The organism is Halobaculum sp. XH14 (assembly GCF_032116555.1).
GTDB classification, from domain to species: Archaea; Halobacteriota; Halobacteria; order Halobacteriales; family Haloferacaceae; genus Halorarum; species Halorarum halobium.
In genome coordinates this window covers 2,041,262-2,063,787 of the sequence record NZ_CP134949.1, presented here as the reverse complement: position 1 = coordinate 2,063,787, position 22,526 = coordinate 2,041,262, and the positions used below count along the sequence as shown (strand labels likewise).

Below are 22,526 nucleotides of genomic sequence, written 5' to 3'. Positions count from 1 at the left end.
GCGGACAGGCTCACGCGAGCAGCGACGTTCGAAACTCCCCGGTTCCCCAAACGCCTATCGAAGCGTCTCGACGCCGGCGGCGGGGTAGCCGACGACGTAGTCGGCTCCGGCGTCCTTCAGCGCCGCCACCCGGTCACCGACCCGCGCGGGCGTGCCGACCAGCGCGAAGTCGCGGACCGCCTTCGAGAGCACCTCCCGGGCGCGACCGGTCGCGGTCGAGTCGGTCGCCGCGTTCTCGGGCAGCGCTCGCCGGACCGGCTTCCGGCGGGCCGCGTAGGCACCGACCGCGTCGAGGATCGCGTCCTCGTCGTCGGTCGGAACCGTCGGCGCGTACACCGCGAGGCCGCCGCCGAAGCCGGCGGCCCGGAGGGCGCGGAGGTCGCGCTCGGTGGTCCGCGAGAGGAGTTCGTACTGGACCCCGCCCGCGGCGAGCGCGACACGCTCGACTCCCTCGGTTCCGACCCAGGGATCGGCGGTCGCGCGGACGGCGTCCCCGAGTCGGGGCGCGACCGCGCGGCGCTTCTCCTCGTCCGAGAGGTACGCGGGGTGACCGGCGACGAGCACGCGACCGACGCCCTCGGGGAGCGCCCGGGCCAGCGAGTCGTCGCCGCGCGGGTCGAAGCCGTCCGCGCGGACCGGCATCGTCAGCATGAGGTCGGTTCCCCGCGCCAGTTCCGCGAGCAGGTCGAACGCCGGCAGCGACTCCCGCCCCTCGTAGTCGAGACAGACGAGGTCGTACGGGAGCTCCGGCGCGACCGAGACGTCGCACTCGGTCGGTTTCAGCGCGACGCCGTCGAGTCCCAGCCGGGCGGAGCGACGGTCGCCGTGCTCGGTGCGGGACCTCATCGGCGACCTCCGCGGGCGGCACTGAGGCCACCGGCTGTGCGAACGCCGACCGCGCCGCTGGCGGCGCGAGCGACGACCGCGCCGCCGACGGCGGACGCGACGCTGTCGGGGTGCTGTGCGTGACTCATCGAGTGAGAACGGTCAGAACGATCGCGGAACGCGATCCATCGCCTGTGCGGCCATGTCAGAGTCGACTCGCGTCACCGCAATAAGCGTGGCGTCCGCGTCAGATTCGACGTGGCCGTGCGGGCGGTCGGGACGACCGGGCACGGACGACGGCTATTTGGCAACGAACGACGACCAGGCGATGTGGACATCAGCAACCTCCTCGGCGACCGGCTCACCGCCGCCGAGCACGGCGGCCGCGACGTCCTCCAGTCCGGCCGGGTCGTCTCCATCCTCGTGCTGTTCGGCGCGCTCGCGGCGTTCTTCCTCCTCCTCGTCGCCCTCAGCTACCTGTAACGGAAGAAGCTATTTACCCGGCGAGTCGGGAGGTCGTCCATGGACATCGGCGGCGGCATCCTGGGTGACGGGGGAGAGGGCGGCGCTCGCCCCGGCGACGGCTACGTGGAGTCCGACCGGCTCAAGACGGTCCTCGTGCTGGTCGGCTTTCTCGTCCTGTTCTTCGGCGCGCTCGTGGTCGTGAGCTACGTCTGAGCTTCGTCTTCGAACGGGCTTGCCCGTCACCGCGGCAGGTCTGCGTCCGGATCGACGACGCGGTCGACCTCCGCGGGCATCCGCCAGTCCGTGGTGAGTTCGAGCAACTGGACGAGCATCCGGCCGGTCGCGCCCCAGACCGTGTAGCCGTCGACGTGGAAGAAGTGGATGCGGACGGGCCCGTAGTGGCTGTGGTCGCGCCGCTCGGACTCGTAGTTCGCCGGGTCGATCAGGTCCGAGACGGCGAGCAGCGCGATCTCCGCGACCTCCCCGTCGTTGGGCCGGTACTCGCGGTCGGGTGCGGTGCCGACGAACGGCGTGACCGCGAACTCCGAGACGGTCGGCACGTCGTCGAGCCGACCGACGACGTCGACCTCGCGCGCCTCGAGGCCGATCTCCTCGCGGGCCTCCCTGAGCGCCGTGGCCTCGAGGTCCTCGTCCACCGACTCGACGCCGCCGCCGGGGAAACTCATCTGGCCCGGGTGGCTGCTGAGGTGTTCGGCCCGCTTGGTGAACAGGACGTGTGGCTCCCCGCTCCGGTGGATGACCGCGGCCAGCACGGCCGCTCGCTCCTCGGCGTCGGCGACCGTCACCGGCGAGTGGCGGGCGACCCCGTCCAGGTCCATGCACCCAGTGTGCGACCGTGGCCCTTCAACGTTGCAGTCGGGGCCGCGCCTCTCGGCACGCGACCGGCACGAGTCTCAGAGGGAACGGCGTCAGGTCGTGACCGCGGCGACGTCCTCGGCCGCGGCCGCCAGCACGTCGTCGGGGTCGACGGGCGCGTCGGTCCAGGGCGGGAGGCGGGCGTCCTCCCGGGGCGGACCGACCGCCTCGGCGTACGTCTCGATCTGTTCACGTTCCCCCGCCGCGTCGTACTCGAACCCGTTGAACGCCGCGTCCGCGCCGTACGCCCGGACGAACGAGTCGGCGACCGAGCGGTATCGTGCGCGCAGCGTCCCGTAGTCGGGGGTGACGCCCCGCTCCTCGACCGCGCGCAGCAGCGCCGCGCCGACGGACTCGCTCATGTCGGAGAGCCCGGTCGGCCCGGAGACCGCGCGGTGGTCGTGCGCGTAGCTCCCCAGGTCGACCTGTGCCGACCCGTCGAACCCCGCCGTGGCGAACGCGTCCGCGAGGGTTCCGACCTCCAGTCCCCACGTTCGCTGGACGCGCATGGCGGCCGCCACCTCGGCCGTCGCCGCGAACTCGCCGGCGAGCGCGTAGCGGAACGAGTCGAGGTACGCGAGCAGCGCGTCGTCGTGTTCGTCCCGGAGCGCGCGAACCAGCGGTGCGTAGAAGAGCCGGAACAGGCGGCCGTACAGCTTCCCCTCCTCGATGCGGGCGTAGTACCCCTTCGAGAAGTCGTAGCCGTGGGCGAGCGGGAACAGCAGGCGGCGGACGTACTCGCGCGAGTAGGAGGTGGTGTCCGCGTCGTGGACGACCACGTAGTCCTCGGCGAGCGCGCGCCCGAGCGCGAGCCAGACGTCGCGCCCCTTCCCGCGGTCGCCGTCGACGCCGGCGTCGGCCAGCAGGTCGCCGAGGCGCGGGCCGTCACACCAGAGGAGCTCCAGCGGCAGGTCGAAGCCGTCGAGCCAGTCGCGCACGGCACCGACGCGGTCGGGCGAGGCGCGCAGCGGGACCACGACCCGCCCGAGGTCGAGCGACTCCAGTTCCCCGAGCACTCGCTCGGCGGCGAGTCCGGGGTACTCCTGCTCGGTCATCGGGACGACGACGGCGGTTCGCCCGGTCGGCAGCGACCACGACTTCCCGCCCGCGGTCGTGCCCGCCGGGGTCGCCGAACCCCCCGTCGTCGATCCGCCGCCGGCCCCCGAGCCCCGGCCCGTCCCGGCCCCCGCGTCGAACTCGTGGAGCGTCGCGACGCGCTCCTGCACGTACTCCATCACGCCCACGTCCGGCCGTTCGCCGCATAAAGCCAGTGTTCCACCACACTCGCCAGGTTGAAGAAAATTTGTCTTCGATACCGGCATACGGAGAACGAAGGGTAACACTTAGGGGGTGGACGCGGCAATCACGCTTCGATGACCCGTAATCGAACGGACTTCCTGTGGGTACTCGCGTTCGCGGTGCTGGTGGCGCTCGCGGTGCCCTGGTTCCTGTGGGGCGACGCGACGACCGTCGCCGGGCTTCCCGTCTGGCTCTGGTGGCACGTCGGCTGGATGGCGGTGGCGTCGGTGACGTTCTACGGCTTCACCCGCGGCGCGTGGGACCGCGGCGTCGACCTCGAGGTGGACCGTGGCTGACCTGGCGGTCTCGCTGGGGATCGTCATCGGCTACCTGCTCGTCGCGCTCGCCATCGGCCTGCTGGCCTACCGGCTCACCGAGCGCACGGCGGAGGACTACTACCTCGCCAGCCGCTCGGTCGGGACGGTCGTGCTGCTGTTCACGACGTTCGCCACGCTGCTCTCGGCGTTCACGTTCTTCGGCGGGCCCAACGTCGCGTTCTCGGCGGGGCCCGAGTGGATCCTCGTGATGGGGCTGATGGACGGCGTGCTGTTCGCGATCCTCTGGTACGTCATCGGCTACAAGCAGTGGCTCGTCGGGCAGGAACACGGCTACGTGACGCTGGGCGAGATGCTCGGCGACCGGTTCGGCTCGCAGTCGCTTCGCGGGCTGGTCGCCGTCGTCGGCCTCCTGTGGCTGTTCCCGTACGTGATGCTCCAGCAGGTCGGCGCCGGCCAGGCCATCGCGGGGCTCACGAACGGCGCGGTCCCCTACTGGGCGGGCGCGGCGCTCATCACCGTGTTCATGGTGCTGTACGTCGGGCTCGCGGGGATGCGCGGGGTCGCCTGGACCGACACGATCCAGGGGCTGTTCATGCTCGGGGTCGTCTGGGTCGCGGTCGCCTGGGTGCTCTCGGCGGCCGGCGGGCTGGGTTCGGTCTCCTCGGCGCTGGCGACGAACCGGCCCGAGTTCCTCGCGCTGGGCGGCGGGCTCTACTCCCCCCAGTACGTCATCTCGACGGCCGTCGTCATCGCGTTCGGCGTGACGATGTTCCCGCAGGTGAACCAGCGGTTCTTCATCGCCCGGGACTCGGCGACGCTGAAGCGCTCGTTCGCGCTCTGGCCGGTGCTCGTCCTGCTGCTGTTCGTGCCGACGTTCCTGCTCGGGACGTGGGCGGCGGGCCTCGGCGTGCAGGTTCCCGAGGGCGGCAACGTCATCCCGGCGCTGCTGACCGAGTACACTCCGGTCTGGTTCGCCGCGCTCGTGATCGCGGGCGCGATGGCCGCGATGATGTCCTCCTCGGACTCGATGCTGCTCTCGGGCTCGTCGTACTTCACCCGCGACCTCTACCGGCCGTTCGTGGCGCCCGACGCCTCGGACGCCCGCGAGGGCTGGATCGGCCGCGTCGGCGTCGCGGCGTTCGCGGCGCTGACGTTCCTCGCCTCGCTGTTCGTCGGTGCGGGCACCGGGCTGAACTTCCTCGTCGCGCTCGGCGACACGGCCTTTGGCGGCTACGCGCAACTGACGCTGCCCGTGCTGCTCGCGCTCTACTGGGGCGGGGTGACCCGCTGGGGGATCGCGTCGGGCGTCGTCGGCGGGCATGTCCTCTACCTCCTCCACGTGTTCCTCCCGCTCCCCGCGACGTATCTCACGTGGGACTACGCGCTCTGGTGCATGCTCTTCGGCCTCCTGTTGACGGTCGGCGTCTCGCTGGTCAGTTCCCCGGCAGCCGAGGAGAACGCCGCGAAGTTCGGCGTCTCCGCGGATTAGGGCTGGTCCTCAGTGGTCGTGTTTTCGGTTCGGTCGTTGTGACGCACGCCTCGAATGCCTCGGTGTCTTGGGTGCCGAGGCTCGATCCTCGCTTCGATCGCCTCGAATGCCCCCGCGGCTGTCGACAAGTTGGCTGGTTCCGCTACAGTGCCGCATCCCTAGAAAGCCCCCCGCGGTACTCTGCGTCCGTGATGGTTGAGTTGTCACTTCGGCTGCCTCGAAAGCCCCCGCGGCTCTCGACTCGGTGCGGCCGCTGTGCTCCTCGTCACTCGGCCTCCGACCTCCTTCCTGCGGTGCTCGTCGGTCCGCGCCCCCGTCGAGAGCCGCGGCCCCTTTCAGTCCCACCCGGGCCGCACCGCGACCGCACGGCACCGCACCTCGCCCTCCCCAGCCTCCTGCGATGCTCACTCACTCGCTTCGCTCGTTCGCTGCGCTTCTCGTCCCTCGCGCGAGTTGGCCGCCCACGAGGGGCGGCCGCCGCGCGCCACCGCGACCGTCGGTCAGTCGAACGCGGCCGATGAAGCCGGGTCGCCCGAACAGGTCCGACCCCGAACACCCACAAGGGCAGTTTGAAGTCCGACGCCGCACCACTCCCGGACATGACACCGAGCCCCGGAGACCGCGTCCGCGTCGCGCACGCGGACGTGACGGACGAGGGCGTCCTCATGCCCTCCTCGGACGCGGAACACCTGGTCGTGAAGCTCGAGGGCGGCTACAACGTCGGCATCGCCCGCGCTGACGCGACGGTCGACGTACTCGAACGCGACGCACACGCCGTCGGCGACGAGGAGGAGGACGATGGCGACGCCTCCGAGATCGCCTTCGACGAGGACCTGCCGACCGTCTCGCTCATCTCGACGGGCGGCACCATCGCCTCGACGGTCGACTACCGCACCGGCGCGGTCACCGCCCAGTTCGACGCCGAGGACGTGCTCCGGGCCGTCCCGGACCTTGCCGGCCGGGCGAACTACCGCGGGCGCGTCGTCGCCAACATCCTCTCGGAGAACATGGACCCCGGGATCTGGACGGACCTCGCTCGCGCGGTCCACGAGGAGATCGAGGCCGGCGCGGACGGCGTCGTCGTGATGCACGGCACCGACACGATGCAGTACTCGGCCTCCGCCCTGTCGTTCATGCTCGACACGCCCGTTCCCGTCGTGTTCACCGGGAGCCAGCGCTCCGCGGACCGGCCCTCCTCGGACAACGTGATGAACGCGGTCTGTGCGGTCGAGGCCGCCAAGGCCGACTGCGCCGAGGTGATGGTCTGCATGCACGGGACCCCCTCGGACGACCACTGTGCGCTCCACCGCGGCACGCGCGTCCGGAAGAACCACACCTCGCGCCGGGACGCGTTCGAGACGGTCGGGGCGGAACCGCTCGGCCGCGTCGACTACGAGTCGGAGACGGTCACCATCGCCGACGGGAAGACGTACGCGGAGCGCGGCGAGCGCGCCCTCCACATCGCGCCCGACCTCGAGCCCGCGGTGGAACTCGTGAAGTTCACGCCCGGCATGGACCCCGCCGCCTTCGACTACCTCGACGGCAAGGCCGGCATCGTGATCGAGGGCACCGGCCTCGGCCACGTCCACACCGATCGCATCCCGCGGCTCGCCGAACTCGTCGACGGGGGCGCGACGGTCGCCATGACGAGCCAGTGTCTCGAGGGCCGGGTCTGTGTCCGCGTGTACGACACCGGTCGGGACCTGCTGGACGCTGGCGTCGTGGAGGCGGGTGACACCCTCCCGGGGACGGCGAAGGTGAAGCTGATGTGGGCGCTCGCCAACGTCGAGAACCCCGCCGAGGCGATGGGGCGGAACCTCGCCGGCGAACTGACCGAGGAGTCGAAGCCATGGGCGTGAGCGACCGGACGCCGAACCGCGAGTTCGTCGTCCGGCAGGCCAGGGCCGACGACGAGGCCGCGGTCGTCTCGTTCACGCGGGACACCTGGGGCGACCGGCACGGCGACTACCTCCCGGACGTGTTCGGCCACTGGGTGGAGACCGACGGCCCCGACCAGCGCACGTTCGTCATCGACGTCGACGACGGCGACGACGTCGCCGGCGTCATCCAGGGCGCCATGCTCACCGACACCGAGGCGTGGGCCCAGGGGATGCGCGTCAACCCGGACTACCGCGGCGAGGGGCTCTCCCCGTCGCTCTCGGCCGCGCTCATGGACTGGGCGCGCGAGCGGGGCGCGGCGGTCTGCCGGAACATGGTGTTCTCGTGGAACGTCGCCGGCCTCGGCCAGTCGCGCGCGGTCGGCTTCAGGCCGGCGACCGAGTTCCGCTGGGCACAGCCGGACCCCGACCCGGACGCGACCCCCAAGGGAGGCGGAACGCCCGACGTCGAGGTGACTGCGGACCCCGCGGCCGCGTGGGCCTGGTGGACCGACAGCGACGCCCGCACGCACCTCCGCGGGCTGGCGATGGACGCGAACGAGTCCTGGGCCTGCTCGGAACTGCGCCGCGAGCAACTCCGCGCGGCGGCCGAGGACGACCGACTGTTCGTCGCGCGGGACGAGGGCGGCACGCGCGGGTTCAGCTACCGCGCGTACGACTACGAACGCGAGACCGACGACGGCGAGGTCGAGACCTGGGGAATCTACGGCGTCGGCGCGTGGGAGACGCCCGCGGCGGCCGGGGCGATCCTCCGGGCGGTCGCACGCGACGCGGGCGAGGCGGGCCTGGACAACACCCGCGTCCTGATCCCGGAGGGTGCCCGCTGGGTGAGCGACGTCGCCGCCGCCCGCTTCCCCGTCTCGGGGGAACCGGACTTCGTGATGAGCGCCGACCTGACCGACCCCGCGACGGTCCTGGACTGAGACCGGCTAAGCCGGCCCGACGCGGTCCCCTCGGCCACCGACTATTTCCGTCGGCCGGCCGAGGACACGACCATGCTCACCGGCGCGATGCTGCAGATTCCCGGCGGCGTGGAGTTGCTCGTGTTCAACGTGGTCATCGCGCTCGTCGTCGGCTACTTCATCTACCGCGACGCGAGCAGGCGGACCGACAACGCGGCGCTGTGGGCGGTGGGCATGGCCGTCGCGTCGCTGCTGCTCTCGCTCGTCGGGTTCCTCGTCGCGTACGTGATCTACTACCTCGTCGTCGTCAGGCGGTAGCCCACCGCCCGATTTCGTCCGGTCGGCGGGGCGAGCGACCGTGGTCCCGCTCTTCGGCGCGCTGCTCGGCGGCGGAACGCTCGCGACCGAGTTGCCGTTCAGGCTCGTCCCGGCTGTCCGCGTCGCCGGACTCGGCTCGATCCTCTCCGGGTTCGTGGTCGGAACTCTCCACGTCGTCGCCGGCCGTGGGCGGTCGGGACGAGGACGGGATCGAACGGTAACGTTGATGGGGAGGCCGTGGCACGGTCCTGACATGGTTCCCCTCTTCGGTGCGATCCCCGGCGGCCCGGAACTGCTCATCATCTTCCTCATGTTCGGCGTCTTCGGGCTCCTCATCCCGATCGGCGTCGCCTACTGGGTGTATCAGGACGCGACGGCGCGTGGCAACGACAGCGCGATCGTCTGGGCGATCGCGACGGTGATCGCCGGCCTGTTCGCGTGGATCGTCGGCGCGCCGGCGGTGGCGCTGCTGTACGTGCTCGTCGGGCGGGACTGATCGCTACCCCTCGGACGAGTGCGGGCGGAGGTAGTCCCCGCGGACGCCGACACGACACGGCAGCCCCGTTCGGTCCCGTCCGACGACGAACCGCGGCTTCACCCTTCACTCGGGCGGTTCCTCGGTACGCACCTTCACTCGCAGGCTCGCTCGGGAAACTATCCCGTACTCTTCGCGCGCGCTCGCCGCGGCCGGCCGGTCGGTTCTCCCGCGACCAACCACCACCGCGACCAACCACCACCGCGACCAACCACCACCCGACCGGCTAAGTGGCTCCCCGCGGAGGCTCGGACATGCGACTCCTGCACGAGCGGACGACCACGGAGGCGGGCGACCTGTTCGAGGACGAGGTCGAGGTCGCCGTCCTCCCCACCGGCTCGGTCGAACAGCACGGCCCCGCGCTCCCGCTGGGCACCGACTTCCTCGCCGCGGAGGCCGTCGCGCGCGGGCTCGACCGCGAGGACGCCGTCGTCCTCCCGACGGTTCCGGTCGGCGTCTCGGCCCACCACCGGCAGTTCGACGGGACGCTCTGGGCCGAACCCGAGACGTTCGAGGACTACGTCGGCGAGATCCTCGCCTCCGTCGCGAGCCACGGCGTCCGAAAGCTCGTCGTCGCCAACGGCCACGGCGGCAACGCGGACGCGCTCTCGCGTGCGGCCCGCCGGCTCCGTGACGAGCGCGTCGCGTTCGCCGCGCCCTGGAACTGGTGGTCGAGCCTCGACGGCCTCGACGAGGAGCTGTTCGACCAGTCGGGCATCGGCCACGCCGACGCGATGGAGACCGCGATGATCGCCCACCTGGCCGAGGAGCTCGTCCGGGAGTCGGCGCTTCGGGACGCCGAGGAGGGCGCTGCGGACTCGTGGGGGGAGACGGTCCACGGCGCGCGGGTCGGCTTCGACGCCGCGGACTTCACCGAGTCGGGCGCGGTCGGTCGCCCGACCGAGGGCACCGCCGAGAAGGGCCGGAAGCTGTACGAGCAGTCCGTGAGCGAACTGGACGCGCTCGTCGGCTGGCTCGCGGAACGACCGTTCGACGCGCTGTTGCCCGAACCGCACCGATGAGTCGGCCGGACACGCCGGGTCGGAGGACGGGACGGTGAACGTCGCCGTCGTCGGCGCCGGCGCGGTGGGCGTCACGGCCGCCCACGACCTCGCCGCGGCCGGCGCGTCGGTGACGCTGTACGACCGCGACGAACCGGGTTCGGGGTCGTCGGGCCGGGCCGCCGGCGTGCTGTACGACGCCTACGCGGAGGACGTCGACGCCGAACTGGGCGCGCGCTCGATGGAGCGCTTTCGGGAGTTCTCGGGCACCGGCGGATTCGAGTTCCACGAGTGTCCGTACGTGTTCCTCGCGCGGGAGGGTGACGACGAGGTCGCGGATGCGATCCCCAGGAGCGCCGCCCGGATGCGTGCCCACGGTCGGCCGGTCGACGCCGTCGCGCCCGACGAACTCGCCGAGCGGTTCCCCGCGCTCCGGACCGACGACGTCGCCGCCGCGGCGGTCGCGGGGAACGCCGGCTGGACGGACCCCGCGTCCTACGTGGGGATGATGACGGACCGGGCCACGGGGGCGGGGGTCGAACTCCGCGCGAACGAGCCGGTCGCGGTCGATCCGGACGGGCCGGGAATCGAGGCCGAGGACGGCGCGTGTACCGACTACGACGCCGTGCTCGTCGCCACCGGCGCGCACACCAAGCGGGTCCTCGCCGACGCGGACGTCGACGTCCCGGTGAAACCGTATCGCGTGCAGGCGCTCACCTCGTCGGTCGCGTACGACGGGCCGATGTGCTACGACGCGACCGCCGGCGTCTACTTTCGGCCGCACCCGACGGGGCTGCTCGGCGGCGACGGGACGGTGCCCGTGGAGTCCGACCCGGCGGAGTGGGACCGGGACGCGGACGGCTGGTTCCTCGAGGACCTCGGGGATGCGCTCCGCACCCGGGCCGGGTACGACCAGGAGGTCGAGCGCGCCTGGGCGGGACTCTGCACCGCGACGCCGGACGGCGATCCGCTGCTCGGTGAACTCCGCGAGGACCTCTACGTCGCCGCCGGCTGGCAGGGCCACGGCTTCATGCGCGCGCCGGCCACGGGCGAAGAAATCGCCGCACAGGTGCTCGGCGACTCGGACGGGGTCCCGGCGTTCGATCCCGGCCGGTTCTCCGGCGGGGAGGAGTTCGAGATTCGGGAAGGAATGGCCGTCGAGCGGGACGGGTCGTAACTACTCCTCGTCGTCAGCGTCTCCGCCGCCCGCGTCTCCGTCGTCCGCGAGTCCGGCCTCGTTCGAAGCTTCCTCGTCTTCCGTCCCCGCTTCGAATTCTTCAGGTTCCGAAGCGGCTTCATCGGGTTCCGAGGCGACGTCCTCGGCCTCGGATTCCTCGTCGTCGATGGTGACGCTCGTCGCCGACTCCAGTTCCGTCTTGGGCACTCGGACCTGGAGCGTCCCCTCGTCGGTCAGCGTCGCCTCGGCACCGCGGGCGTCGACCGACGCGTGGGCGGGGAGCGTCGCCCGACCGTCGAGCGCCAGCCCCCGACCGGGGAAGCGCATTTCGAACCCCTCGTGGAAGTCGCGGAAGCGGTCCACGCGCACCTCGACTGCGCCCTCGTTGAACCGCACCTGGATGTCGCTCCGCGTGGCGCCGGGCGCGTCGAACACCACGAGGTAGGCGTCCTCGGATTCGAGCAGGTCGTAGGGCAGCGGCGTCCGTTCTTGCACCTTGCCCACGCCCCGCCCGACGCGGTCGAGGACGGTGCTGACGGCGGACTTTCCGACCTCCTTCAGGTCGCGCGCTCGGTCGGTCTGCTCGCTCATAGTTCGATGACCTCGAGCGAGTCCGTCTCGCCACAGAGGGGGCACGACAGGTCCGAGACGGAGTGGTCCTCGGCGACGTCGTACGTGTAGTGGTTCTCGAACATGTCGAGTTCGCAGTCGCCGCTGGTACACTTGACTTCCTTCGTGGCGGGCATGCCCGGCGATAGGGGCGGATGGGGTATAAACGGCGTGGCGGGTCCGTGTCGACGGATCGAACGGCGCGACCGGCTCGGCTGTTACGCTTGGGATCGTCTCCAGCATCGTGTTCGGTCTTGTCTCGGCTTTCGAGGCATGGAAGGGACGGTTCACCCAACACGGAAGCCAACAGCCAGGACGACCCAAAACCCTCACCGACACACCACCGACAAGCCCGACACAAGAATCATGCCCCCAGCCGACCCACACGCGACCATGGGAAAGAGCGTCGAGGAACTCCAGGACCTCGCCGAACGTGACGTCGGCGACGGGGACGCCGGCGACGACGCGGGCGAGAGAGGCGACACGAGCGACGAGAACGCCTCCTCGACGGCCGCGGACTCCTCACGAGGCCGCGGGGGGCTGCTCGGCCGCTCGCCGGTCTCGCTCCGCGGGTTCCTCCTCTCGCTGGTCGTCTGTGTCGGCGGCCTCGTCGTCGGGGGCGCGGTGCCGCTGGTGGGCGGGCTGACGCGCTATCTCGGGCTCGTGGTCGCCACGTTCGGCCTGGGGCTGCTCAGGTCGCGCCGCGCGTATCTGGAGGTCGGCCTGGCCGGGGCGCTCTCGGCGACGGGCGTGTTCCTGCTCAGCCTCTTCACGAGCGGCAGCCTGCTGCTCGGCACGAACCTCGTCGCGGAACTCGGCCTCACCGGCGCGGCGGCCGGGGTGGGCGTCGGCGTCGGTGTCGGCCTGCTGCTGTCGCTCACCGGCTACTACTTCGGCCGTGACCTGCGCGACGGGCTGACGCGGGACGTCTAGCCCGGACCCGGGCGAACTCAGGCGAGCGCCCAGGAGCCGCCGCTGTTTTGCAACAGTCCGCCCTCGGTCAGCTGTCGCAGTCCCTCCTCGACCGTCTCCTCGTCGGCGCTCACCTCGTCGGCGACGGCTGCCTTCGAGCCGTCCGTCGCCACCACCGCCGCGAGCAACTCGGCGAAGAAGCGCGAGTCGGCCTCGACGCCCAGCCGGTCGTTCACCCGGTCGAGCGTCTCCGCGATCCGGCCGTGGACCCAGCGCTGTGCGAGCGAGAGCTCGTTTTCGAGCTGCTGGAGCCGGTCGAACTCGGCCGCGAGCTCCGCGAGGTCGTCGTTCTCGGTCGGCGGTTCGCCCGGCACGTCGTCGTCGATCCGCATGTGGGGACAGCGACCGGTGATGTCGAGGCTCGGGTTCGCGGGGTAGGCGCTCTTGGCCCCGAAGCCGTGACGTGAGACGCTCACTTCGAGCCGGATGTCGCGGGCGATGTGGAAGTACTTCCGTCGGCGGTCGTCGGTGTGGCTCTCGACGAGGCCGGCCTCCTCCAGCTTCCGCAGGTGGTCGATGACGGCCTTCGGCGAGACGCTGAGGTACTCGGATATCTCGGTCACGTAGCAGGATTTGTGCGAGAGCAGCCGGAGGATGCGCCGGCGGTTCTCGTTGCCGAGGAGATCCAGAAGTACCGCGGAGTCCATACACGTGAGGTAAGCGACCGGGTACATAAAAGGCGTTCGTCCGCACGGACGCCGGTCGACCGCACGTTTGCCCTCCGAGTCCGCCGGAGGACTACGACTCCGCACCGAGAACTACGGCTCGACGCGCGGGAGCAGCCGCGCCGCGACGGCGACCGAGAGGAACGAGATGCCCACCGTCGCGGCCGCGAGCAGCCAGCCGGGCTCGTACCGGACTGGCGGGTAGTTCGAGAGCGGGAGGCCCAGCAGGAAACCGTAGTCGAAGACGTCGTTCACGAGCGCGAGCACGAGGGCGGCGGCGAGCGTCCGCCTGCTGGTCCGACCGACGTGCGCGAGCACGCCGGCCCAGAGCAGGAACGCGAAGTGGGTGAGGAGGATGCCCCAGTAGGCCCACAGCGAGTCCGGCCCGAACCCGACGTAGAGGTCGACCGGGAGGTCCGGACGGACGAGCGGGACGTTCAGCGCGAGGAACGTCCACAGTCCCATCTTGAGAAGCCAGACGACCGCGAGCGTGACGAGGCCGTCGAGCAGGTAGTTTCGGGGCACGTCGACCAGACGGCGGCCCGCGAACGGCACCACGGCGGCGAGCACGAGCGTCCCGAGCGCGATGGCAGTGGGAGAGTCGCCGTACAGCGGCCACGCGTACGTCGGGACCGGCGTCATCGTCTCGACGTAGTACCGGACGCCGATCAGGAACGCGAACGCGTTCGCGACGAGCAACAGCACGACCGTCCACGGCGTCGTGAGGTAGAACTCGGCCAGCTTTCGCGGGATCGGCCCCCTCGATCGCTCCCCGTCCGACGACTCCTCCGGTGGCACGCCCGCCGGTTCGGACGGGGGTGGGATAGCCCTCCCGGTTGGGCTGGCTTTCCTCGACTCGTCCTCGTCGGCCCTGCGAGCGGCCGATCGGCCGGGGACCGCCACCGCTATGTCGGGTCGGGCCCTCGCTCACGCTGACTCCGCATGGTCTCCACCGCCGACGTCCGGTCGCTGTTCGACGCGGACGGGTTGCCCGAACCGGACGACCTGCCGTGGTACGTCGCCCCGCTCCCGCGCTGGCTGGAGAACTTCGGGCTCCGGCTCGCCGGCGTCATCGCGCTCGTCAACCTCGTGGGGACCGCGTTCGGCTTCTGGTACTACGGCTTCCACCCGGTCCCGCTCTCGGACCCGCTCTTTACCGGACAGTTCGCCGCGACGCCGACCGTCATGTGGGCGTTCGTGCCCGACAGCCCGGTGGCGACGCTGTTCATCGCCGTCGCGCTGGGGCTGTGGTGGCTCGGCAGGCCGAGCGAGTACTGGAACGTGCTCGCCTTCTTCGGCTGCTGGAAGCTGGGGTTCTGGACGCCGTTCGTCCTGCTCGCGTTCTCGGACGGCTTCCTGGCCGGGACCACGGTCCCGATGTACCTGTTCCTGTTCTTCTCACACCTGGCGATGGTGGTGCAGGCGTTCCTCCTCCACCGCGTCTCGGAGTTCCCGATCGGGCCCATCGCCGTCGCGGTCGTCTGGTACGGACTCAATGACCTGGTCGACTACTTCGTCCCCATCGTCGGCACGCCACACCACACGTTCATCCCCGGCCAGACGTACGACGCCGCGCTCGGCGGCTACACCCACCCGCCGGAGATCCACCTCGTCGCGGCCGCCGGCGCGGTCGCGCTCACCGTAACCGGGACGGCGCTCGCGCTGGCGACGTGGCGCGCGAAGAGGCGGGCCGGCGAACTGGACTGAGCGTGGGTCGGCCGGCGTCGCCATCACGGATCGGGGGACCCGATTAAGGGGGAGGCGAACCTGGGGCCGGTATGACGCTGTACGACGCGATCGCCGACCTCCCGGTCGCCATCGACTCGGTCGCCCTGTTCCGCCGCGCCCGCGACACCTCGTCCGGGTTCGAGCGCGTCTCGACCACGTTCCGGCTCCGCGGGAACGGGGAACTCGGTCGGGGCGAGGACGTCGGCTACGACGCGCCCGACCACGACGCCCTGTACGACGACCCGGCGGCCGCGACCGGAACGGCGGTGCCCGCCGCCGGCGACGCGGCGGCCGACTTCTCGGCGCTCCTCGGCGAGTGGACGGTCTCGTCGTTCTCGGAGCACCTCGACTCGGTCGCGCTGTTCCCGCGGGGCGACCCCGAGCGGAAGACGGCGAAGCCGTACCGTCGCTGGGCCGTCGAGAGCGCGGCGCTCGACCTGGCGTTGCGGCAGGCCGACACCGACCTCGCGAGCGCGCTCGGCCGCGAGCGCGACCCGGTCCGGTTCGTCGCTTCGACGCGGCTTGGCGACCCGCCGACGGTCGACCGTGTGAGGGAGCTCTCGGAGCGCGTGCCGGGCATCGAGTTCAAGCTCGACCCGACGAGCGACTGGCCCGACGAGGTGTTCGAGGGGTTGCCCGCAGAGCGGGTGAAGATTCTCGACCTGAAGGGTCTGTACGAGGGGACGGAGGTGGATCAGGAGCCCGACGCGGGGTTCTACCGGCGCGTCGCCGAGGCGTTCCCGGACGCCGTCCTGGAGGACCCGAACCTCACCGACGAGACGCGCCCGGTCTTCGAGGGCGAGGAGGGCCGCGTCTCGTGGGACTACCCCATCACGGGCGTCGACAGCGTCGAGTCGCTGCCGTTCGAGCCGCGGTGGCTGAACGTCAAACCATCACGGTTCGGGTCGATCGAGTCGCTGTTCGAGACGCTGGAGTGGGCGGCGGAGCGGGACGTCTCGCTGTACGGCGGCGGCCAGTTCGAACTCGGCGTCGGCCGGTCGCACCTCCACCTGCTCGCGTCGCTGTTCTACCCCGAGGGCCCGAACGACGTCGCGCCGGGCGCGTACAACGATCCCGACGTGCCCGCTCGGCTGCCTGCCAGCCCGCTCGCGCCGTCGGCCGCGCCGCGCGGGCTGGACTTCTGAGCGTCGGGCGAGCATCGGGTCGACCCTCAGTCGTTTCCGTCGTCCTCGTGGTGTGCCCGAACCCAGAGCTCCCCGATGCGCGAGAGCGTCGTCCGGTACGACTTCCCGCCCGACTCCTGCTCGACGTACCCCTTCCCGCCGGGGCCGAGCCGGTCGACGTTGTAGATGACCTTCGAGCGGAACGCGTCGGTGTACTCCTCGTTCAGCTCCGCCGCGAGCGACTTCGCCAGGTCGCTCACGGAGTCGAACGCGCCGTGCTCGCCGAGCTTGAACAGGATTAGCTCCTCGAACGGCTTCACGTTCGAGAACGAGGCGACCGGCAACTCGACGATGTGGCTCCCGTCGATCTCCTTCGCGCCGATGGTCACGCCGCGCTCGTCGAACTCCTCCAGCAGGTCGCTCGCGCCACGGAGCCGCTCTGCGACGCGCTCGTCGTCCACGTCGCCGCCGTCCTGCAGGTCGGCGAGGAGGTCCCGGTCGGCGCGGAGCTCCTCGGCGAGCTCGGTTTCGAGGTACTTCTCGGGGGCCGTGTAGTAGGTGTGGATGCGGTCGCGGTCCTCCTGGCGTTCGAGCGTGACCGAGTGGGCGGCCGTGGCGAACGCGAACGAGACGGGCCGGGGCATCGCGGAGACGTTCACCCAGACCTCCGCGCCCGCGTCGAGTTCGGCGTTGATGAGGTCGTAGGCCTGTTCGAACGCCGCGTCGTAGTCGTACACGTCGGCGACGGTGACGCGCTCGGTCTCCGCGCCCAGCAGGTTGCCGAAGTCGTTCTCCAGCTTTCTGGTGAGGTTCCGCGAGTACTCGACGTTCGCCTCGCTGCCGACCGCGCCCTCGAGGAGGACGACCCGATCCACGTCGAGCTGGTCGCGGACGAGCGGCGCGATGAGCCGGTCGTAATCGAAGCCGACCGGGACGACGTGGGTCTGCATTTACTGCTTCGTGGTTTCGCTCGGGGTGGGAAAAGCGTGCCGCGATCATGGTTCGGATCCGAGGTGGTCAGTTTCCGTTCGGGTGCCGTGATCCCGGAAGTTCCAGCGGCTCTCGGCTTCTGGTTCAGGCGCTCTATCGTGCCGCACCCTTCGAAACCCTCCCGCGGCGCTCGGCTCCCCAGCCGATTCGCTCGATCGACTCGCTTCGCTCGTCTCCCCGACTCATCCCTCGCGCGCATCCGGCGGGCACTCCCCGAGACCTGCGGTCTCGTGAGATCACCCTCGCTCGCAGGCTCGCTCGCGTGAACGGAGGCCCGTCGGCACGCGCCGACCGCATTGGACGGTTGAGCTATTTGGCGCGGACCGTCAAGCACCGCAGGGCGCGAGCGCCGTTCGTCAGTACGGGAAACCGACGGTTTCCCGTCAGCGGTCGGATTCCGTCGGAATCCGACAGCATCACGAAACTCTTCGATTTTCGAACGACAGCGGCCGCACCGAGCCGACGGCCGCGGGGGCTTTCGAGGCGGTGGAAGCGACGGTCGAACGAGGACCGTAGTCGAGAGCACGGACCACCACGCCCTGTCCGAGCAGCATCCACAAGCGACTTAGCCCGCCCGCGCCGACTCCGTGGCATGATTGCCATCGTCGGGGGCGGCATCGCGGGGCTGACGGCCGCCTACCGGCTCCGCGAGCGCGGCCACGAGGTCCGCGTGTTCGAGGCCGGCGGCCCGGAGGCGCTCGGGGGCCTGGCGCGCACCTACCCGACCGCCGGCGACGACCTCGAACAGTTCTACCACCACCTCTCGAAGTCCGAGGAGACCATCGTCGAACTCGCGGATGAACTGGGCGTCGGCGACGACCTGGAGTGGCTCGTCGGGAAGAACGCCTACTACGTCGACGGCGTCGTCCACCCGATGGACACGCCCTGGGAGATCCTCGCGTTTCCGCACTGGAGCATCTACGACAAGTTCCGGCTCGGGATGCTCACCCTCGACGTCGACGTACGGGGCGGAATCCCCTCCTTCGACACCTACGAGACCCTCGAGGAGTTCGAGCACCAGTCGGCCGTCGAGTTCGCGAAGGAGCACACGACCGAGAACGTGTACGAGACGTTCTTCGACCCGCTGCTGGACGCGAAGTTCGGCTCCCGGAAGGACGAGGTGAGCGCCGCGTGGCTGCTCGGGCGCATCAAGTTCCGCGGCGAGCGCGACCTCCTGCGCGGGGAGGTCCTGGGCTACTTCGACGGCGGCTTCCGCGTGCTGCTCGACGCGCTCGTCGACGCCGTCGGGCGCGACAACATCGAGACGAACGCCCGCGTCACCGAACTCGCCACCGAGGACGGCGCGGTCTCGGAGATCACGGTCGAATCGGCGGCCAGAGCCGGCGTCGAGGGAGTCCCGGACGGCGGGACCGAAACCCGCGTCGAGGCGGTCGAGGACGTCGTCGTCGCGACGATGCCGAACGTGCTGGAGGACCTCACCGGCTACGCCTGCGACGTGGAGTTCCAGGGCGCGGTCTGTGCGGTCGTGACGATGGACGAGTCGCTGACCGACACGTACTGGCTCAACGTCGCCGACGAAGCCCCCTTCGGCGCGCTCATCGAGCACACGAACTTCGTCCCGCCCGAGCGCTACGGCGGCGACCACCTGCTCTACGTCGCCAGTTACGTCCAGTCGCCCGACGAGTGGCTCTGGGACGCGACCGACGACGAGATCGAGGAGCGCTGGCTGGACGGCATCGCCGACCTGTTCCCGCAGTTCGACCCCGACGCAGTGAGCGAGTTCCGCCTCGCTCGCGCGCCGCGTGCGGCCCCCGTCTACGAGCGGGGGTACCTCGACCTCGTCGTCCCGTACGATCTGGGCGAGGAGGTGGCCGACGGGCTCTACTACGCCGGCATGGCCTCCCGCGCGCAGTACCCGGAACGGAGCCTCAACGGCGGCGTCGTCGCCGGCGACGAGGTCGCGGCGCGCATCGACGCGACGCGCGAGTGAGTCGTCGGGCGAGTGAGCGACCGGACACGAGCGATGGTCCGTGCGATCACGATACTGACCCGATGGGGACCGATACCGACGTTTAGTTTCGCCCGGCGAGTCGACGGTTCCCGGACGGAAAACCGCAGTACGTCGAACTGGCGCCCCTCGTCAACTGGGTTTCACTTCCGTCGTGGTGGTCCGGCTCGGGGTTTTGGGGCAGGCAGTTCGAGGAGTGGACATGTTCGACCGGACACCGACCCGGCCCGAGCCGACGAGCGACCTGCCGACGCTGGACCCGGGGGTGACGGTGTTGCGCCCGCCCGTCCCGCGCTCGCCGGCGCTCCACCGGCTCGTCGCCGACACGCTGCTGGACGAGTCCGGGCCGGCCTACTGGATCGACGCGCGCAACGCGGTGATGACGCAACTGCTGTACGATCACGTTCCCGCCCGACGGATGCTCGCCGGGCTGATGGCGGCCCGGGCGTTCACCGCCTACCAGCACCACGAACTCGTCCGGGGGCTCCCCGGGACCGCCCGGCCGGGCACGCGGCTCGTCGTCGTCCCCAACGCCGCCTCGCTTTACCGCGACGGCGACGTGCCGGGGGCCGAAGCCGACCGCCTGCTCGAGGCGAGCCTCTCCGTGCTGACGGAACTGGCCGCCGCGTTCGACTGCCCGGTGTTGCTCACGACGACGGGCGAGGACGCGCACGCCGAGCGCGTCGTCGACGCCGCCGACACGGTCGTCGACTGTGAACGGACCCGGCTCGGCCTGGCGTACGACGCGCCCGGCTTCACGTCCTCGGGCTTCCACCGTGACGGCTACTGGCAGACGACCATCCCCTACTGGGTGGACCTGCTCGGTCGGATCGTCCCGCGCGAACCAGGGGTGACGCCCGGGGTGAACGCGTGAGTCGACTCCCGGGAGCGGCTCGGCTCGTTCGGGCGGACGGGACACAGGTTCGGCGGGAGGGCCGCTGATGGGCCGAACGAACCCCACCTACCGGAACTTTCTGGAGGCCTACGAGGCCGAGTGGGCACCGTACCGCCGCGCGCTCCGACGGCAGCACCGGGCGGACTTCGACCGGCTGTTCGAGCGGGCGGCCGACCACGCGGCAGCAGCCGGCATGCGAAACCCGCCGGACCCGACCGAGGCGCTCGTCCTCTCGCTGCTGGTCGCACACGAGACCGAACTCCGGCGGCTGCGCGAGCGGGTGGCGGCCCTCGAAGACGAGGTCGGGACGGCGTGACCGTCACGGTCGACTTCCGCGACGGCGACGCCATCGTCTGGACGCGAACGAGCGAGGGGGTATCGCGAGAGCGAGTTGCCGACTATGAGCCGTCGCTGTTCGTCGCCGGGCCCGCGGACGTCCGGGACCACCTCTCGACCTGGCTCCGCGGCGACGACAGCGTCGTCGGGACCGGAACGGTCGAACGGTATCGGCTGCTCGCGGCGCGGGAACCGACGCTCATGCTCCGGGTCGATCTGAATCACCCGGAGGCCGCCGGTCGAGTCGCACGTCGCGTTCGGCGGGAGTTCGAGGCGGCGTCCCATCCGCCGGGAACGCTCCGACTGTACGACGTGGACCTCTCGCCGGGGTTCCGGTTCCACCTCGACACCCGGCGGAACCCGTCCCCGCACGGCGACCTCGTGACGCTCCGGGTCGACCTTCCCGAACCGGCGCTCTCGGCGGGGGACGCGAGCGCCCTTCGCGTCGGCGGGGAGCGGCTCGGGGACGAGGAGCGGGACGCCATCGAGGCGCTGTCGGCGCGCCTGCGGACGGCCGACCCGGACGTGATGGTGATGGCCAGCGCGGACGCCATCCCGGTCGTGACGCGGCGGGCCGAGGAGCTGGACGTGCCGTTCTCGTGGGGGCGCGACCTCGGTGGGAGTGAATCGGACGCCGAGGGCGACTGGCGGCGACTCGCGGGGGCCAACACGTACGAGAGCTACGGTCGGGTCGGCCACTCGCCGGCGCGGTACTCGGTCCCCGGCCGGGCGGTCCTCGACCGCTCGAACAGCTTCATGTGGAGCAAGGCGGGGCTCGACGGGCTACGATACCTCGTGAAGCGGTCGTGGCGACCCATCCAGGAGGCCGGCTGGGCGAGCATCGGGAGCATCCTCACGTCGATGCAGATCAGACACGCCAGGGTGCGGGACGTTCCGGCGCCCTGGCGACCGTGGGAGCCCGAGCAGTTCAAGCCGGTGCGGACGCTCCACGACGCCGACCGCGGCGGGCTCACGCTCTCCCCGGCCGTCGGCTACCACGAGGACGTCGTGGAACTCGACTTCGCGTCGCTGTACCCGTCGATCATCTGTGAGCACAACATCAGCGCCGAGACGGTGCGGTGTGACTGCTGTGATCGGGGCGACGTGCCGGAACTCGGCTACAGCATCTGTGATCGCCAGGGGTTCCTTCCGGAGGTGCTCGGCCAGCTTCTGCGGGACCGCGCGGACTTCAAGAAGGACGCGGCCGGGGGCGACGACGCGGCCGCGGCCAGGTCGGACGCGATCAAGTGGGTGCTGGTCTCCTGTTTCGGCTACCAGGGGTATCGCAACGCGAAGTTCGGCCGCATCGAGTGCCACGAGGCGATCAACGCCTTCGCCCGCGACACCCTGCTCGACGCGAAGGAGACGCTTGAGGCGGGCGGCTGGAACGTGCTCCACGCCATCGTGGACAGCATCTGGGTCGAGCGACGGGACCCGGACGCGACCCCGCCCCGCCGCCTGGCGGAGGCGGTGGAGGCTGACGCGGACGTCCCGCTGGAACTCGACGGGACGTACGACTGGGTATGTTTCGTCCCGAAGCGTGGCTCCGGCGCGGGCGCGCTGACGAAGTACTTCGGCCGGAAGCGGGACGGGTCGTACAAGTTCCGCGGAATCGAGTGTCGCCAGCGCAGCACGCCCGCGTTCGTCGCCGAGGCCCAGCGCGACCTCGTCGAGACGTTCGACGCCGAGCGGTCGCCCGGGGCCGTCCGTGACCGCCTGGCGGTCCACCTCGGGCAGCTCGACCGCGGCGACGTCGACCCCGCGGACCTGCTCGTCACCACGCGCGCGACGAAGGCTGCCGAGGAGTACGACGGGGACACCCTCACCGCGGCCGCGCTCGACCGCTTCTCGGACGCCGGCGTCGAGCGCTGGCCCGGCCAGTCGGTCCGGTACGTCGTGGTCGAGGACGACGCCCGCGGGCGCGGCCGGGTTCGGCTCCCGTTCGAGGTGCCCGAGAGGTACGACGGGGCGTACTACCGCGAACTGCTGCTCCGGGCTGCCGTGAGCGTGGTGTCGCCGCTGGGCTGGGATCGTGACCGGCTGGACCGGGAGCTGTCGGCCGAGCGCGACGCGACGCTGGGATCGTACGATGTTCGTGGGTAGATGCTTGAGGTTCGGTCGGGTCAGCAATTGGAGTCAGCCGGCTGTCGCGCGTGACGGCGAGCGAAGCGAGCG

25 protein-coding genes are annotated in these 22,526 nt (G+C 70.9%); 17 read left to right on the top strand and 8 right to left on the bottom strand.

Annotation, left to right across the window (positions count from 1 at the left end; genetic code table 11):
- Positions 1-54: 54 nt before the first annotated feature.
- Positions 55-846 carry a DUF7388 family protein gene (locus RJT50_RS10545; protein ID WP_313691268.1) on the bottom strand — a complete coding sequence of 264 codons (792 nt, stop codon included), beginning with the start codon at positions 844-846 and terminating at the stop codon, positions 55-57.
- Between the two features lie 309 nt (positions 847-1,155).
- On the opposite strand from RJT50_RS10545, the gene RJT50_RS10540 reads away from it, so the two are divergent.
- Both RJT50_RS10540 and RJT50_RS10535 read left to right on the top strand, forming a co-directional pair.
- A complete protein-coding gene (locus tag RJT50_RS10540) occupies positions 1,156-1,308 on the top strand; it encodes a hypothetical protein (protein ID WP_313691267.1) in 153 nt (50 codons plus the stop codon).
- Between the two features lie 39 nt (positions 1,309-1,347).
- Positions 1,348-1,503, top strand: a complete 156-nt coding sequence (locus RJT50_RS10535; protein WP_313691266.1) for a hypothetical protein — start codon at positions 1,348-1,350, stop codon at positions 1,501-1,503.
- Positions 1,504-1,529: 26 nt separating this feature from the next.
- Here RJT50_RS10535 and RJT50_RS10530 read toward each other — a convergent pair whose 3' ends face one another.
- Together RJT50_RS10530 and RJT50_RS10525 are read right to left on the bottom strand one after the other, a co-directional pair.
- Entirely contained in the window at positions 1,530-2,129 is a 600-nt protein-coding gene (locus tag RJT50_RS10530) for an NUDIX hydrolase (RefSeq protein ID WP_313691265.1), read from the bottom strand.
- 90 nt (positions 2,130-2,219) lie between these two features.
- Complete coding sequence (locus RJT50_RS10525; RefSeq protein WP_313691264.1) at positions 2,220-3,401, bottom strand: glycosyltransferase family protein; 1,182 nt, start codon at positions 3,399-3,401, stop codon at positions 2,220-2,222.
- Positions 3,402-3,539: 138 nt separating this feature from the next.
- Here RJT50_RS10525 and RJT50_RS10520 point away from each other — a divergent pair, with 138 nt between their 5' ends.
- The 8 genes from RJT50_RS10520 (at position 3,540) to RJT50_RS10485 (ending at position 11,063) form a co-directional block, all read left to right on the top strand.
- Entirely contained in the window at positions 3,540-3,761 is a 222-nt protein-coding gene (locus tag RJT50_RS10520) for a DUF3311 domain-containing protein (protein ID WP_313691263.1), read from the top strand.
- The gene (locus tag RJT50_RS10515; RefSeq protein ID WP_313691262.1) at positions 3,754-5,232 is read left to right on the top strand and encodes a sodium:solute symporter family protein; all 1,479 of its coding nucleotides are present in this window, start codon (positions 3,754-3,756) and stop codon (positions 5,230-5,232) included. Before RJT50_RS10520 ends, RJT50_RS10515 begins: the two co-directional genes overlap by 8 nt.
- 599 nt (positions 5,233-5,831) lie before the next feature.
- On the top strand, positions 5,832-7,091 hold the full coding sequence (gene gatD, locus RJT50_RS10510; RefSeq protein ID WP_313691261.1) for a Glu-tRNA(Gln) amidotransferase subunit GatD: 1,260 nt from the start codon (positions 5,832-5,834) through the stop codon (positions 7,089-7,091).
- Complete coding sequence (locus tag RJT50_RS10505; protein ID WP_313691260.1) at positions 7,082-8,053, top strand: GNAT family N-acetyltransferase; 972 nt, start codon at positions 7,082-7,084, stop codon at positions 8,051-8,053. The genes gatD and RJT50_RS10505 overlap by 10 nt, the downstream gene beginning before the upstream one ends.
- Positions 8,054-8,125: 72 nt before the next feature.
- On the top strand, positions 8,126-8,350 hold the full coding sequence (locus tag RJT50_RS10500) for a hypothetical protein (RefSeq protein WP_313691259.1): 225 nt from the start codon (positions 8,126-8,128) through the stop codon (positions 8,348-8,350).
- Positions 8,351-8,603: 253 nt separating this feature from the next.
- The gene (locus tag RJT50_RS10495) at positions 8,604-8,846 is read left to right on the top strand and encodes a hypothetical protein (RefSeq protein ID WP_313691258.1); all 243 of its coding nucleotides are present in this window, start codon (positions 8,604-8,606) and stop codon (positions 8,844-8,846) included.
- Between the two features lie 293 nt (positions 8,847-9,139).
- Complete coding sequence (locus tag RJT50_RS10490; protein ID WP_313691257.1) at positions 9,140-9,907, top strand: creatininase family protein; 768 nt, start codon at positions 9,140-9,142, stop codon at positions 9,905-9,907.
- A gap of 34 nt (positions 9,908-9,941) precedes the next feature.
- Positions 9,942-11,063: an NAD(P)/FAD-dependent oxidoreductase gene (locus tag RJT50_RS10485; RefSeq protein WP_313691256.1), complete on the top strand. Its 1,122-nt coding sequence runs from the start codon at positions 9,942-9,944 to the stop codon at positions 11,061-11,063.
- On the opposite strand, the gene RJT50_RS10480 is transcribed toward RJT50_RS10485, so the two are convergent.
- Both RJT50_RS10480 and RJT50_RS10475 read right to left on the bottom strand, forming a co-directional pair.
- Positions 11,064-11,654 (bottom strand): Hsp20/alpha crystallin family protein, encoded by a 591-nt coding sequence (locus RJT50_RS10480; RefSeq protein WP_313691254.1) that lies wholly within the window; start codon positions 11,652-11,654, stop codon positions 11,064-11,066.
- The gene (locus tag RJT50_RS10475) at positions 11,651-11,809 is read right to left on the bottom strand and encodes a DUF7559 family protein (RefSeq protein WP_313691252.1); all 159 of its coding nucleotides are present in this window, start codon (positions 11,807-11,809) and stop codon (positions 11,651-11,653) included. The genes RJT50_RS10480 and RJT50_RS10475 overlap by 4 nt, the downstream gene beginning before the upstream one ends.
- A 256-nt stretch (positions 11,810-12,065) precedes the next feature.
- Here RJT50_RS10475 and RJT50_RS10470 point away from each other — a divergent pair, with 256 nt between their 5' ends.
- A complete protein-coding gene (locus tag RJT50_RS10470; RefSeq protein WP_313691250.1) occupies positions 12,066-12,605 on the top strand; it encodes a hypothetical protein in 540 nt (179 codons plus the stop codon).
- A 17-nt stretch (positions 12,606-12,622) separates the two neighbouring features.
- On the opposite strand, the gene RJT50_RS10465 is transcribed toward RJT50_RS10470, so the two are convergent.
- Complete coding sequence (locus RJT50_RS10465) at positions 12,623-13,291, bottom strand: ArsR/SmtB family transcription factor (RefSeq protein ID WP_313691248.1); 669 nt, start codon at positions 13,289-13,291, stop codon at positions 12,623-12,625.
- A 111-nt stretch (positions 13,292-13,402) separates the two neighbouring features.
- Positions 13,403-14,107: a DUF1405 domain-containing protein gene (locus RJT50_RS10460; RefSeq protein WP_313691247.1), complete on the bottom strand. Its 705-nt coding sequence runs from the start codon at positions 14,105-14,107 to the stop codon at positions 13,403-13,405.
- Positions 14,108-14,251: 144 nt separating this feature from the next.
- Here RJT50_RS10460 and RJT50_RS10455 point away from each other — a divergent pair, with 144 nt between their 5' ends.
- Positions 14,252-15,016, top strand: a complete 765-nt coding sequence (locus RJT50_RS10455) for a DUF1405 domain-containing protein (protein ID WP_313691246.1) — start codon at positions 14,252-14,254, stop codon at positions 15,014-15,016.
- Positions 15,017-15,087: 71 nt separating this feature from the next.
- Positions 15,088-16,182, top strand: coding sequence for a hypothetical protein (locus RJT50_RS10450; RefSeq protein WP_313691244.1), 1,095 nt, complete (start codon positions 15,088-15,090; stop codon positions 16,180-16,182).
- A 26-nt stretch (positions 16,183-16,208) separates the two neighbouring features.
- Here the strand turns inward: RJT50_RS10450 and RJT50_RS10445 are convergent, their stop codons facing one another.
- A complete protein-coding gene (locus tag RJT50_RS10445; protein WP_313691242.1) occupies positions 16,209-17,111 on the bottom strand; it encodes an HFX_2341 family transcriptional regulator in 903 nt (300 codons plus the stop codon).
- A gap of 632 nt (positions 17,112-17,743) precedes the next feature.
- Here RJT50_RS10445 and RJT50_RS10440 point away from each other — a divergent pair.
- The 4 genes from RJT50_RS10440 to RJT50_RS10425 all read left to right on the top strand — a co-directional run bounded on the left by RJT50_RS10440 (position 17,744) and on the right by RJT50_RS10425 (position 22,454).
- Positions 17,744-19,102, top strand: coding sequence for an NAD(P)/FAD-dependent oxidoreductase (locus tag RJT50_RS10440; protein ID WP_313691240.1), 1,359 nt, complete (start codon positions 17,744-17,746; stop codon positions 19,100-19,102).
- Positions 19,103-19,322: 220 nt separating this feature from the next.
- Positions 19,323-19,994 (top strand): P-loop NTPase family protein, encoded by a 672-nt coding sequence (locus tag RJT50_RS10435; protein ID WP_313691238.1) that lies wholly within the window; start codon positions 19,323-19,325, stop codon positions 19,992-19,994.
- 67 nt (positions 19,995-20,061) lie between these two features.
- Positions 20,062-20,331: a DUF8156 family protein gene (locus RJT50_RS10430; protein WP_313691237.1), complete on the top strand. Its 270-nt coding sequence runs from the start codon at positions 20,062-20,064 to the stop codon at positions 20,329-20,331.
- Complete coding sequence (locus RJT50_RS10425; protein WP_313691236.1) at positions 20,328-22,454, top strand: type B DNA-directed DNA polymerase; 2,127 nt, start codon at positions 20,328-20,330, stop codon at positions 22,452-22,454. The genes RJT50_RS10430 and RJT50_RS10425 overlap by 4 nt, the downstream gene beginning before the upstream one ends.
- The last annotated feature ends 72 nt before the right edge of the window (positions 22,455-22,526 follow it).